Consider the following 13,613-nt stretch of genomic DNA (forward strand, 5'->3'; position numbering starts at 1 on the left):
GTGCCCCATAGGACGTGTCCTAAAAGCGTCCTTAAATGTGGGAAGGGCAGATCCCCTGTGGGAGCTGGTTGCCTGCGAAGACGGCCTGACAAGCAACACCGTTGGACCGGGTACATATCCGTTATTTAGGTAACGGCCACTTAGGGTTCCGCCCTGACGGCGGCTCACTTTTGAACAGCGCAAAAGTAAGCAAAACGCTCTTGCCCCACCACTCGGCACCTCGCTTAGGCTCGGTGTGCCCGTAATCCGCCAGTGATTTGGGGGGCCGCCGCCACGCGCCATCCATGGCGCGGGGCGGCTAAACCGGCATCCCTGCCGGTTTACCCCCCAAATCACTGTCGAATTCCGGCCAGCGTGGTTTGACGGGGCGCCTAAGATCAAGAGCAGATCAAGATCAAGAGCGGCTCGCTTCGCATCGTGGTTACCGTCTGCTGTTACAGCCTAAAAAGTTGTGTAGATACCTACGGCTATCGCAGGCAAGCCAGCTCCCACACTTGATCGTCGTTGCGTTGAGCGGTGCGCTCGCTTAGCTGACCGGCATTAGGGTGTCAGGCATCCAGATAGGGTTGCAGGTCGCGACGAAACGCCTTGAGCACCTCGGACAAGCGCAACCAGGGTGCTTCAAGCTCGGCGCCGCGCTGCTCACGGGCGCACTGCTCGAGGGCGACACAGGCCTTGGCGAGTGGCAGTGCGTCCACCAAGGAGCAAATGCCCTTGAGCCGATGCAGCGATGCGTTCAAGCGTGCCATGTCACGCTCGGCCAGGGCGCCCGCCAATACCTCGTGTTCGTGGTCCAGGCTCTTAGCCAGTTCCTGCAACATGCTCTGCAGCACCGGGCCGTCGGCCTGGGTCATGGTGCGCAGGGCCTGGATATCGAACGAACGCAGGGGCGCCACGCGGGCCAGCACTTGGGTCCAGTGTTCCAAAGTCACGGGCTTGACCAGCAGTTCATCCATACCGGCGTCCTCGCAGCGGCGTTGTTCATCTTTCATGGCGTTCGCGGTGCAACCCACCAGCGCGCTACGAGGCCGTTGCTCCTCGGCTTCGAGGCGCCGGATCGCCGCGCTCAAGGCATAGCCGGACATGCCGGGCATCTGGCAATCGGTGACCAGCACGTCAAAACGCTGCTCACGCCAGCGTTGCAACGCGGCCTCGGCCGACTCCAGGGCGACCACCTGGTGACCGAGGAACTGCAACTGCTGCGCCAGCACCAGGCGGTTGGCCGCCAAATCATCCACCACCAGCACCGACAGGCTACGCCCCGCCGGTGACAACGTCGCGGTGGGCGTTGCCGGCACATCATCGGTGCTGACCCGGTCCAGGCGCAGGTCAATGCACACCACCGTCCCCTCGCCCACCGCGCTGTCGAGGTGAATGCTCCCGCCCATCAATTCCACCAGTTGCTTGCAGATACTCAGGCCCAGCCCGGTGCCGCCATGCTGCGCGGCGGTCAAGGCGCTTACCTGGGTAAACGGCTTGAATACCCGCGGCTGTTGCTCGGCGCTGATGCCCGGGCCACTGTCCTTGACGCACAAGTGCAGGTATTCGCTATCGCGTTCATCCCGCTGGCAGGTCACGCTGAGGTGAACCCCGCCCCGCTCGGTGAACTTGAGCGCATTGCCCAACAGGTTGTGCATCACCTGGCGTAACCGCAGCGGGTCGAACCAGTAATAGCCCTGAGCAGCCGGATCAAACGCCAGGGTCAGATGCAGGCCCTTCTGTTGCGCGGTGGCTTCGAACAGGCTCTGGATACCCTCGAAAAAACCCTTGAGTTCAGTGGTCTGTGGCGCCAGTTGCAGGTGGCCGGCCTCGATCTTGGCCAAGTCCAGGCTGTCGCCCATCAACGCAATCAGCTCGCGCGCCGAACGATGGGCCACTTGCAGCGCCTCGGAAACCGGTTGGCCGCTTGCCAGGCAACGCTCTTGCTCCAGTTCGAGCAAGCCAATGATGGCGGTCATGGGGGTGCGAATCTCATGGCTCAAGGCGGAGAGAAATGCACTTTTTGCGTAGTTCGCCTCATCGGCGGCCTGGCGGGCGTCCATCAGCTGGCGCTCCAGGTCTTTGCGTTCGTTGATATCGATCCAGCCGCCCAACAACCCCTGCAAGCGGCCCTGAGCGTCGAAAAAGGGCACGGTCCACTGATAGACGTGATAAGTGCCGCCATTGAGCTCCAATTGCCGGTCGACAAACAACGGCTGCTGCGTGGCCAATTGCTCCATGTGCCCTTCGTGCAGGCGCGCCGCCGTGGCGTCGGGCACCACCTTGCTTTCCATCAGCGTCAGGCCCTGGATCAGCTCCAGCCGGGTCGCCAATTGCTGTTCATAACTTTTATTGCAGGTCACCAGACGCCCGTCCAGGTCGCGGACGAACAGCGGGTTGGGCATACCGTCGAGCAATGCACGCTTGAACGCCAGTTGGTCATTGAGCCGTTGCTCGGCCTCCAGCCGTTGGCGGATCTGGCGCTTGAGCCGGCTGTTCCACACCAACGACACCAACACGAACAGCAGCGCCGTGGCCATCGTCCAATAAGCCCAGGGCGGTACACGCTGCCAGACGGGCGGGGGAATCGTCACGGCACCGATCCAGCGCAGGCGCAAGGCACTCAACTCAGCCACCGGCAACGCCTCCAGGGCTTTGTTCAGAATGTTCAGCAATTCAGGCTGGTCCTTGCGTACCGACAGGCAGTTGGACGACCACTGGCCGTCGACACTGCGGCCCATACGCAAGCCGTCCTGCGCGTAACTCTGCACTTCCACTTCAGTCTGTATCGTGGCGGCGGCCTCGCCCCGTCGTACCAGCTCACGGGCCTGGGTGTAATTGTCTACCAGGCGCAACTTGATGCGCGGGTGGTCATGGCGAATCTGGCTCTCCATGACGTGGCGCGCCGGCAATGCCAGCACCTTGCCGTCCAACTGGTTCAAGCCCATCAGGGGCGCGGCATCGGCACGTTCGATAAACACCCAGCCGGAGCCGCCAAAACCATGGCTGAAGTTGAGCAGCGCATTGCGCTCCTGATTCACCGCCAGGGTGGTGTTCATCTGCGCCCGGCCGGTTTCTAGCCATTCCAGGGTTTGCGCGGTAGAACCCACCTCTTCATAAATGAACTGCAAACCGGTCATGCGCGAGATGCGGTTCAACAGGTCGACATTCAAGCCAACCCAGCGGCCGTCCTTGTCCCTGAAGATATAAGGCGACATTTGCTGGGCCACTACCACGACATGGGGATGCTCGCGCACCCAGGCCCGTTCCGATGTCGACAACGCAATGCGCTCACCACTGATGCCGACACCGAGCCCGGTGGTCCAGCGCGCGAGGATTTCGCGCTGCACCGACTCGTCGAGGCTTGCCAGCGCGCGATTCATCATGGCCCCCAACAACGGATCTGCCTGGCGGGTGGCGAAGGCAAATCCGATGGGCGCCAGCCGGCTTTGCTCCTTGATCTGCAACCCCAGGTAAGGCCGCAGCGATTTATAGGCGCGCACGATCACTTCATTGCCGATAAACGCATCGACGTCGCCCTGCTTCAAGGCTTCGAGGCCGCTGTAGAGGTTGGGCGCGAGCATGATGTGGCTGTCCGGATACGCCGCGTGAACCTTCTGCACGTTGGCGTAGCCGTCGAGCAACACCAGCTTTTTGCCGGCCAGGTCGTCGCCTTGGGTATCGTCGCGGCGCAGCACCACCACTGAACGGTCGGGCATGTAGTCCGGGGTGAACTGCAGGCCGGGTACGTCACGCTCGTAACCATTGGCACTGGTGAGAATATCGATGGTGCCGTTGCGCAGCGCTTCGACCGCCTGGGCGCGCTCGGAGAAGCCGAGCACTTGCATGGGCACACCCAGCCGCGCGCCGACGAGGCTCAAGTAATCGGCGCTGATGCCCTGGTAGCGATTGCGGTCGCGGGTGATGTCGATGGGCTGGTAGTCATCTATCGAGATGCCCACCTTCAATGTCCGATGTGCCGCCAACCACTGCTGCTCGGTCGGTGCCAGGGGCATAGGTTCAAGCGCGATAAACGCCGGCACCAGTTTGAACGGCAGGCTGACAGCGGCCAGGCTCATGGGTACCTGGGTGAGCCACAACAGGCACACCAGCTTCAACGTCCATTGGATCAACACCTGCACCGGTTGGGTTTCCTTGATTGGGCGAATGGGCAAGTATGGCTCGCCAGAATGAAAAAGCCCGTCACGAGGACGGGCTTGGCCGACTGCAAAAAAAGCTGACTGTTGCCCCACCATGTCTTGGGTGGATGAAACCGTCTCGAATGTGGGAGCGGGCTTGCTCGCGAAAGCGCTGTGTCAGTCACTGAATGTGTGACTGATCCATCTCATTCGCGAGCAAGCCCGCTCCCACATTTTGGATCGATGGGCAGCACAAAGACGCCCCTCGGCCGTCAGGCAGCCCTGTCGATCAGAGCGGCTTGCCCCGATTGCCATGCTGGCTGACAAACGCCTGCACCGCCTTCAGGTCGTTGGCCAACACGGTGCAGCGCTCTTCGCGCTCGAACAGGTCGGTCAAATGCTCCGGCAGTTCCAGCGCCTTGCCAATGCCGGCCTTCTCCACCGCTTCCGGGAACTTGACCGGGTGCGCGGTACCGAGGATCACCATTGGAATATCCAGGCTGCGGCGGCATTCGCGGGCGGCTTTCACGCCGATGGCCGTGTGCGGGTCGAGCACTTCGCCGGTCTCGGCATAGACTTGCGCGATGGTTTCGCAGGTCTGAGCGTCGTCCACGGCCAGGGAATCGAACAGCTTGCGGGTTTCGGTCCAGCGCTCTTGTTCGACGCTGAAGCCGCCACCTTGCTTGAAGCTGTTCATCAGCTCGGCCAAGGCTGCGCCGTTGCGACCGTGCATGTCGAACAGCAGGCGTTCGAAGTTCGACGACACCATGATGTCCATGGACGGCGACAGCGTGGCGTGCAGGGTTTCCTTCACGTACTGGTTGCCGCTCATGAAGCGATGCAGGATGTCGTTGCGGTTGGTGGCGACGATCAACTGGTTGATCGGCAGGCCCATGTTGCGCGCCAGGTAACCGGCAAAAATGTCGCCGAAGTTACCGGTCGGCACCGAGAACGACACCGAACGCGCCGGGCCACCCAACTGCAGCGAGGCGTGGAAGTAGTAGACGATCTGGGCCATGATCCGCGCCCAGTTGATCGAGTTCACCGCCACCAGGCGCGTGCCCTTGAGGAAGCTCTGGTCAGCGAAGCTGTTCTTGACCATTTCCTGGCAGTCATCGAAGTTGCCTTCGATGGCGATGTTGTGGATGTTCTCACCGAAGATGGTGGTCATCTGGCGACGCTGCACTTCGGACACACGCTTGTGCGGGTGCAGGATGAAGATGTCGACGTTCTCGCAGTGCTTGCACCCTTCGATGGCCGCCGAACCGGTATCGCCGGAGGTGGCGCCGATGATCACCACGCGCTCGCCGCGCTTTTCCAGCACGTAGTCGAGCAGGCGACCCAGCAGTTGCAGGGCGAAGTCCTTGAACGCCAGGGTCGGGCCGTGGAACAGCTCCAGCACCCACTCATTGCCGTTCAATTGGCGCAGGGGCGCGATGGCGTTGTGGGAAAACACGCCGTAGGTTTCTTCCAGAATCTTCTTGAAGTCCGCATCCGGAATGCTACCGGTCACGAACGGGCGCATCACACGGAAAGCCAGCTCGTGATACGGCAGGCCGGCCCAGGAAGCGATTTCTTCCTGGGTGAAGCGTGGCAGGTTTTCCGGCACATACAGGCCGCCGTCGGTGGCAAGGCCTGCCAGCAGAACGTCTTCGAAATTCAGGGCCGGTGCCTGGCCGCGGGTGCTGATATAACGCATGACTGGCTCCTCTAAAACATTCTCGAACAGGGGCCGCCGAATGGACGGGGCCCCTGGAACAAATCGGTTAGTTCAAGTGTTCAACGCGAATCCGCACCACCGGGCCCACTACGCCTTGCAAGGCTTCCAGGGCGTGGATGGCATCGTTGATGTGCTGTTCGAGCACGCGGTGGGTCAGCAGGATCATCGGAACCTGGCCGTTTTGCTCCTCGACTTCCTTCTGCATGATCGACTCGATGTTGATACCGCGCTCCGACAGGATGCTGGCCACCTGGGCCAACACGCCTGGATGGTCCTGGGCCTGGATGCGCAGGTAGTAGGCACTTTCGCAGGCTTCGATCGGCAGGATCGGATGGGCCGACAGCGAGTCCGGCTGGAAGGCCAGGTGCGGCACGCGGTTTTCCGGGTCGCTGGTCATGGCGCGAACCACGTCCACCAGGTCGGCGATCACCGACGACGCGGTCGGCTCCATGCCGGCACCGGCGCCGTAGAACAGGGTGGAACCGGCGGCGTCGCCGTTGACCATCACCGCGTTCATCACGCCGTTGACGTTGGCGATCAGGCGGTCGGCCGGGATCAGCGTCGGGTGCACACGCAACTCGATGCCCGCCGCGGTGCTGCGCGCCACGCCCAGGTGCTTGATGCGGTAGCCCAGGGCTTCGGCGTAGTTGACGTCGGCGGTGGTCAACTTGGTGATGCCTTCGGTGTAGGCCTTGTCAAACTGCAGCGGGATACCAAAGGCGATGGACGCCAGGATGGTCAGCTTGTGGGCCGCGTCGATGCCTTCCACGTCGAAGGTCGGGTCGGCTTCGGCGTAACCCAGGGCCTGGGCTTCGGCCAGCACGTCTTCGAAGGTACGGCCCTTCTCGCGCATTTCGGTGAGGATGAAGTTACCGGTGCCGTTGATGATGCCGGCCACCCAGTTGATGCGGTTGGCGGACAGGCCTTCACGGATCGCCTTGATCACCGGGATACCACCGGCCACCGCGGCTTCGAACGCCACGATCACGCCCTTCTCGCGGGCCTTGGCGAAGATCTCGTTGCCGTGCACGGCGATCAGCGCCTTGTTGGCGGTGACCACGTGCTTACCGTTCTCGATGGCCTTGAGCACCAGCTCGCGGGCCACGGTGTAGCCGCCCACCAGCTCGATGACGATATCGATCTCAGGGTTGGTGGCCACGGCGAACACATCGTTGGTAATCGCAATACCGGTCGTTTCGAACTGAGGCTTTGGCGAACGCGTGGCAATCTGCGCCACTTCAATCCCGCGACCTGCGCGGCGGGAAATTTCTTCAGCGTTACGCTGAAGTACGTTGAAGGTACCGCCACCGACGGTCCCTAACCCACAGATGCCTACTTTGACCGGTTTCACTGAAGAACTCCCCATGAAACGGCCGACGCTAGGTCGGCCGTGAAAACAGCCGCACAACTGCGGCTCTCAATTAATGACCCGCCGACGGTTCGGCGGGCCATGATCGTCAAAGGCTCAACGATAAATGCTTACTTGGCACCCAGTGCCAGTTTGGCAACTTGCGGCGCCGGCTGGTAGCCCGGAATCACCTGGCCGTCGGCCAAAACGATGGCCGGTGTACCGTTCACACCAATGGACTGGCCCAGGGCGAACTGCTTGGAAACCGGGTTGGCGCATTTGGCCGACTTGATTTCCTTGCCATCGACCATCTTGTCCATGGCCGCTTTCTTGTCGGCCGAGCACCACACTGCCTGCAACTGCTCGTCACCCGGCGAACCCAGGCCCTGGCGCGGGAAGGCGACATAGCGCACTTCCACACCCAGCTTGTTCAGCGCCGGGATTTCAGCGTGCAGCTTGTGGCAGTACGGGCACGTGGTGTCAGTGAACACGGTGATGTGGGTCTTGGTTTCACCAATGGCGGGGTAAACCACGGTTTCAGCCACCGGGATGCCGTTGATCAGCTTGGACACGCCCAGGCGCTCGGCCTTCTCGGTCAGGTTGACCGGCTTGCCGTCCTTGAGCTGGAACAGGTAGCCCTGGACGATGTACTGGCCATCGGCACTGGCGTACAGCACGCGGCTGCCCTTGAGTTTGACTTCGTACAGGCCGGCCATGGGGCTGGCGCTGATGCTTTCGATAGGCGTGTCGAGCGCCAGGTTCGCCAAGCTCTTGCGGATGGTCTGCTCGGCCGCATCATCGGCGAGCGCAAAGGTGGAAACCAACGCAATGGCTGCGGCGGCAATAATCTGGGTCAAGCGCATGGGAACTCCTGAAGGCAGAGGCAGGGACGGGAGCAGAATACTGATCTGGACCACAATGGATGCCGTCCCCTTTGCGAACCGGCAAAGCCTACCACAGTTGGGCGGGAGGGCAGCCCGCGACAGGTAAAATGGGCCATTTCTGACGGTTTTATCCGCGTGGGTGATGCTTGGCGTGCATGTCCTGCAAACGTGCGCGTGCCACATGGGTGTAGATCTGGGTTGTGGATAAGTCGCTGTGCCCCAGCAGCATTTGCACCACGCGCAAATCCGCGCCGTGGTTGAGCAAGTGGGTGGCGAACGCATGGCGCAGGGTGTGGGGCGACAGCGCCTTGCCGATCCCGGCCACTTTGGCCTGGTGCTTGATGCGGTGCCAGAAGGTCTGGCGGGTCATCTGCTCGCCGCGCTGGCTGGGAAACAGCACGTCGCTGGGGCGCCCGCCGAGCAGTTCGTGGCGCGCATCGCGCATGTAGCGCTCGACCCACACAATCGCCTCCTCGCCCATGGGCACCAGCCGCTCCTTGCTGCCCTTGCCCATCACGCGCAACACGCCCTGGCGCAGGTTGACCTGTTCCAGCGTCAGGCTGATCAGTTCGGTCACGCGCAGGCCGCAGGCATACAGCACCTCCAGCATGGCGCGGTCGCGCTGGCCGATGGCCTCGCTCAGGTCCGGGGCCGCGAGCAAGGCCTCGACGTCGGCTTCCGACAAGGACTTGGGCAACGGCCTGCCGAGTTGCGGCATGTCGATTTGCAGGGTCGGGTCGACGGCAATGAGTTTTTCCCGCAGCAGGTAGCGATAAAAGCCACGTACACCGGAGAGAAATCGCGCGGTGGAGCGCGGTTTGTAGTTCTGCTCCAGGCGCCAGGCCAGGTGATCGAGGATCAGCTCGCGCCCGGCATTGATCAGTTCTAGGTTTTTCTCCTGCAGCCAGCCGTTGAACAGCGCCAGGTCACTGCGGTACGCCTGGCGTGTGTTGTCCGACAGGCCTTTTTCTAACCAGAGGGCGTCGAGGAAGCGGTCGATCAGGGGATGGTCTATGGCAGGCATGGGCACTCAAGCAACGCAGCACAAGGCAATACGCGAATTATTTAGTGAACTGTGGCAAGAGCCATTAGTCTTTCATAGCCCGCTAATTCAAGGAACAGGAAGCTTTAATGAACGAACAACAGATTTTGTTGGCTTTTGGCGGCATTGGCGTGGCCGCACTCGGCTGCCAGTGGCTGGCCTGGCGCCTGAAACTGCCGGCGATTCTGTTTCTTCTGCTGAGCGGGATTCTGGCAGGGCCGATACTCGGATGGCTCGACCCGCAGGAAATGTTCGGCCCACTGTTGATGCCGTTGGTGTCGTTGGCGGTGGCGCTGATTCTGTTTGAAGGCAGCCTGACCCTGCACCTGTCGGAATGGAAGGAAATCGGCAGCGTCGTCCACCGACTGGTCACCGTCGGCGCACTCTCGACCTGGGCAGTGATCACCCTGGCCACCCACTGGCTGCTGGGTTTTGACTGGATGCTGGCGCTGCTGTTCGGCACCCTGACACTGGTCACCGGCCCAACCGTGATCGTGCCCATGCTGCGCGTGGTACGCCCCAAAGCCTCCATCGCCAACATCCTGCGCTGGGAAGGCATCGTCATCGACCCGATTGGCGCGCTGCTCGCGGTAGTGGTGTATAGCTTTATCATCGCCAGTGCATCGGGCGACGGTTTGAGCCACAGCCTGCTGACCTTCGGCGGCGTTATCCTTTGCGGCAGCCTGTTCGGCATCGCCGGTGGCTGGGTACTGGGGCAGATCATGCGCCGCCAGTGGTTGCCGGAATACCTGCATAACCTGGCGACACTGGCGGGCGTGCTGGGCATCTTCATTGCCTCCAACCAGGTGATGCATGAGTCCGGCCTGCTGGCGGTCACGCTGATGGGCATGTGGATGGCGAACATGAAAGGCGTGGATGTACGGCACATCCTGCACTTCAAGGAAAACCTCAGCGTGTTGCTGATTTCCGGGCTGTTTATCCTGCTGGCGGCACGCCTGGACCTGAACGCCATGATCGCCCTGGGCCCGTTCGTGTTGATCCTGCTGTTGATCATCCAATTCATTGCACGCCCATTGAACGTGGCGCTTTCGACCTTTGGCTCCGGGCTGAACTGGCGCGAGCGCGCGCTGTTGGCCTGGATCGCCCCACGGGGTATCGTGGCGGCGGCGGTGTCAGCGATCTTTGCGATCCGCCTGGATGAGGCCGGCCACGAAGGCGCGTTGTTGCTGGTGCCGCTGACCTTCGCGGTGATCATCGGCACCGTCGTGCTGCAAAGCGCCACGGCACGCCCCTTGGCCCGCCTGCTCAAAGTCGCTGAGCCGGCGCCCAGCGGCTTCCTGATCGTGGGTGCGAACGGCCCGGCGCGGGCGCTCGGCAAGGCGTTGCAGCAGTTGGGCAGCCGCGTACTGCTGACCGACTCAAGCTGGGAAAACATCCGCGCCAGTCGTATGGAAGGCTTGCCCACCTACTTCGGCAACCCGGCCTCCCAGCATGCCGAGTCCCATCTGGACCTGGTCGGCCTGGGTCATCTGCTTGCGCTCTCGCCTTCCGGCGAACTGAATGCCTTGGCCACCATGCGTTTTCGCCATGATTTCGGCCATCGCCTGTTCGCCCTGGCCAGCAGCCAGGAAAGCCGCCGCACCGACAAGCACAAAGCCAGCCATGAACACCGTGGCCACTTGCTGGGCAGCCAACCCTTGAGCTACACCAAATTGGCCAGCCTGCTGGGCCAAGGCGCCGAACTGTACAGCACCAGCCTCACCGACGGCTTTGGCTGGGAGCAATACCAGGCGCTGCACGGGGAGCGCGCTACCTTGCTGTTTGCTCGGGATACCAGCGGCTGGGTGCACGTGGTCTCGCCCGAGAGCCACTTGAAGCCTGTAGCGGGCTGGACCTTGCTGGCAGTGATTCAACCGCAGGCCAGCACCGCCGAGTAATCAGTCAACAAACCCAGGCAATACCGGGACAGGGCGTTTATCTGCGTCAATCGCGACGAAGCTGAACACGCCCTGGATCGCCTTTTCACGGCCATCCGCGCTCATGCTCTCCACGAACACTTCCACTTCGACCTTGAGGCTGGTGTTGCCGACCTTGATCACCCGGCCGATCAGCTCAACGATAGAGCCGGCCGGGATCGCGTGGTTGAAGTCGATACGGTCGGTGGAGACCGTCACCAAAGGCAAGCGGCAGAAACGCGTGGCGGTGATGAACGACACTTCGTCCATCCATGCCAAGGCAGTGCCGCCGAACAGGGTGTTGTGGTGGTTGGTGGTGGGCGGGAACACGGCCTTGGTCACGTGGGTGACCGACAGGTCGGTGCGGCGCTGGATTTTTTCGAGGCGGGTGGTCATGGGTCAATACCGGTAGATAGGCAAATTTCAGGCACAAAAAAGCAGCCCGTAGGCTGCTTTTTTCTGCATCGGGAAGCTGGACTTAAGCCAGTTTTTCCTTGATGCGAGCTGCTTTACCGGACAGGTCACGCAGGTAGTACAGCTTGGCTTTACGTACGTCACCGCGACGCTTGACGGCCATGCTGTCGATTTGCGGGCTGTAGGTCTGGAAAGTACGCTCTACGCCAACACCGTTGGAGATTTTACGAACAGTGAAAGCACTGTTCACACCACGGTTACGCTTGGCGATTACCACGCCTTCGAACGCTTGCAGACGCGAACGGTCGCCTTCCTTCACTTTCACCTGAACGACAATAGTGTCGCCCGGGGCAAAGGTAGGGATCTCTTTGGTCATCTGCTCTGCTTCGAGTGCAAGGATGATTTTGTTAGTCATGCTGTGCTCCTAAGGTAAGTCAATGGACCTACCATCGATACGTTGTTAACTATCGTCCCGCGCGAGGATGTATTCCTCGAGCAGCTTCTTCTCTTCTCCAGAAAGCGAGCGGCTTTCCAGAAGATCGGCGCGTCGTTCATAGGTCCGACCAAGGGACTGCTGTAAACGCCAACGCCGGATGTGTGCGTGATTGCCACTTAGCAATACGTCGGGAACACGCTGATCCACATACACCTCCGGACGGGTGTAGTGCGGGCAATCCAGCAAACCATCCGTGAAGGAATCTTCCTCCGCGGAGTCCGCATGCCCTAAAGCTCCGGGCAGCAGTCGTGTAACCGCATCTATCAGGACCATCGCCGGCAGCTCGCCGCCAGACAGGACATAGTCCCCAATCGACCACTCTTCATCGACATGAGCTTCAATAAAACGCTCGTCAATGCCTTCATAGCGACCGGCAATCAGGATCAAACTTTCCTCATTCGCCAGTTCGCGTACCGCCGCCTGTTTCAGCTGACGGCCTTGAGGGGACAGGTAAATTACCTTCGCCTTCTCCCCGGCGGCTGCCTTGGCCTGAACCAACGCATCTTCCAGGGGCTTGATCTTCATCACCATGCCCGGGCCACCGCCAAATGGGCGATCGTCCACAGTGTGATGTCGATCCGTCGTGTAGTCTCGCGGGTTCCAACAGGTGAGCTGCAATAGCCCCTGTTTCACCGCCCGACTGGTGATGCCGTACTCGCTGATGGCGGAGAACATCTCGGGAAACAAACTGATCACTTCAATGCGCAAATTAGCCACGCTTAGAAGTCCGCGTCCCATTCCACCTTCATCTCGCCCGCTGCCAGGTCGACGGCCAACACGCATTGCTCGGTATAGGGCAACAGGCGTTCACGGTCATCCAGGCTGCCAGCGCAAGGCTTGACCACCATTACATCATTGGCGCCGGTTTCCAGAAGATGATCGATTTTCCCCAGCAATTGCCCGAGTTGATCAATAACCTTCAGACCTTCCAGCTGGTACCAGTAGTACTCGCCGTCGGTCAATTCAGGGAACAGGTTGCGCGGCACGCAGATCTCATAACCGGCCAGAAGACGAGCTTCTTCACGGTCATCAAGACCCTTGAGCTTTGCGACCAGGAACTTGTCGCTCCCGCGTCCACTGACCAGCTCTACCTGTTTCACACTCCCTTCGCGCTTGAGCGTCCAGGTCTTGTACTGCAACAGGTTTTCAGTCGGATCAGTAAAGGAATACACCTTCACTTCGCCGCGAACGCCATGAACAGAGTAAATCTTGCCGATAACGATCAAATCATCAGCAACAGCTGGCGTCGCGTTCATATTGCTCAGGCTGCGGCCTTAGCCGAGTCCTTCAACAGTTTTGCAACGCGCTCGGATGGCTGTGCGCCAACGCTCAGCCAGTAGGCTACGCGCTCTTGGTTCACGGACAGACGAACTTCTTGACCACGAGCAACAGGGTTGAAGAAACCAACCTGTTCCTTGTGCGAACCGTCACGCGGGTTGCGGCTGTCGGTTACGGTCAAGTGGTAAAACGGGCGCTTTTTGGAGCCGCCAAGGGCAAGACGGATTGTTAGCATGTGAACATCGTTCCTGTAGTCGGTGCTGCAAATCTAAATGCACAGCGGGCATAGGTGCCCGAAAGGCCGCATATTCTAAGGAATATCCGGACTTTTGCAAATGTCTTTTTCTGGCGCCTATCAGCGTGCCATTCAGATCTGCTATAGAGCCGTCGGTTAAAA

At 60.8% G+C, this 13,613-nt stretch carries 11 protein-coding genes; 1 reads left to right on the forward strand and 10 read right to left on the reverse strand.

Going from position 1 to position 13,613, the window contains the following annotated elements:
* Nucleotides 1-548: 548 nt before the first annotated feature.
* The 5 genes from MF6394_RS06710 to xerD form a co-directional block, all read right to left on the reverse strand.
* Complete coding sequence (locus MF6394_RS06710) at nt 549-4,121, reverse strand: ATP-binding protein (RefSeq protein WP_078466399.1); 3,573 nt, start codon at nt 4,119-4,121, stop codon at nt 549-551.
* Between the two features lie 286 nt (nt 4,122-4,407).
* Nucleotides 4,408-5,817 carry a threonine synthase gene (gene thrC / locus MF6394_RS06715; RefSeq protein WP_003193958.1) on the reverse strand — a complete coding sequence of 470 codons (1,410 nt, stop codon included), beginning with the start codon at nt 5,815-5,817 and terminating at the stop codon, nt 4,408-4,410.
* Nucleotides 5,818-5,884: 67 nt separating this feature from the next.
* Entirely contained in the window at nt 5,885-7,189 is a 1,305-nt protein-coding gene (locus MF6394_RS06720; RefSeq protein ID WP_032895431.1) for a homoserine dehydrogenase, read from the reverse strand.
* Nucleotides 7,190-7,317: 128 nt separating this feature from the next.
* Nucleotides 7,318-8,049: a thioredoxin fold domain-containing protein gene (locus MF6394_RS06725; protein WP_003193960.1), complete on the reverse strand. Its 732-nt coding sequence runs from the start codon at nt 8,047-8,049 to the stop codon at nt 7,318-7,320.
* A gap of 148 nt (nt 8,050-8,197) precedes the next feature.
* The gene (xerD, locus tag MF6394_RS06730; protein ID WP_047711700.1) at nt 8,198-9,094 is read right to left on the reverse strand and encodes a site-specific tyrosine recombinase XerD; all 897 of its coding nucleotides are present in this window, start codon (nt 9,092-9,094) and stop codon (nt 8,198-8,200) included.
* A 107-nt stretch (nt 9,095-9,201) separates the two neighbouring features.
* Between xerD and MF6394_RS06735 the strand changes: the two genes are divergently transcribed.
* Nucleotides 9,202-11,010 carry a cation:proton antiporter gene (locus MF6394_RS06735; protein ID WP_047711701.1) on the forward strand — a complete coding sequence of 603 codons (1,809 nt, stop codon included), beginning with the start codon at nt 9,202-9,204 and terminating at the stop codon, nt 11,008-11,010.
* On the opposite strand, the gene MF6394_RS06740 is transcribed toward MF6394_RS06735, so the two are convergent.
* The 5 genes from MF6394_RS06740 to rpsP form a co-directional block, all read right to left on the reverse strand.
* Nucleotides 11,011-11,424, reverse strand: a complete 414-nt coding sequence (locus tag MF6394_RS06740; RefSeq protein ID WP_078466365.1) for an acyl-CoA thioesterase — start codon at nt 11,422-11,424, stop codon at nt 11,011-11,013. It lies immediately after the preceding gene.
* A gap of 82 nt (nt 11,425-11,506) precedes the next feature.
* A complete protein-coding gene (gene rplS / locus MF6394_RS06745; protein WP_003175895.1) occupies nt 11,507-11,857 on the reverse strand; it encodes a 50S ribosomal protein L19 in 351 nt (116 codons plus the stop codon).
* Between the two features lie 45 nt (nt 11,858-11,902).
* A complete protein-coding gene (gene trmD / locus MF6394_RS06750) occupies nt 11,903-12,676 on the reverse strand; it encodes a tRNA (guanosine(37)-N1)-methyltransferase TrmD (RefSeq protein WP_153475158.1) in 774 nt (257 codons plus the stop codon).
* On the reverse strand, nt 12,658-13,194 hold the full coding sequence (gene rimM, locus MF6394_RS06755) for a ribosome maturation factor RimM (protein ID WP_003175898.1): 537 nt from the start codon (nt 13,192-13,194) through the stop codon (nt 12,658-12,660). The genes trmD and rimM overlap by 19 nt, the downstream gene beginning before the upstream one ends.
* Before the next feature lie 5 nt (nt 13,195-13,199).
* Nucleotides 13,200-13,451, reverse strand: a complete 252-nt coding sequence (gene rpsP, locus MF6394_RS06760) for a 30S ribosomal protein S16 (RefSeq protein WP_003175899.1) — start codon at nt 13,449-13,451, stop codon at nt 13,200-13,202.
* Between the last annotated feature and the right edge of the window lie 162 nt (nt 13,452-13,613).

The sequence above is a fragment of the Pseudomonas sp. MF6394 genome (assembly GCF_002018845.1).
Lineage (GTDB): Bacteria > Pseudomonadota > Gammaproteobacteria > Pseudomonadales > Pseudomonadaceae > Aquipseudomonas > Aquipseudomonas lactis.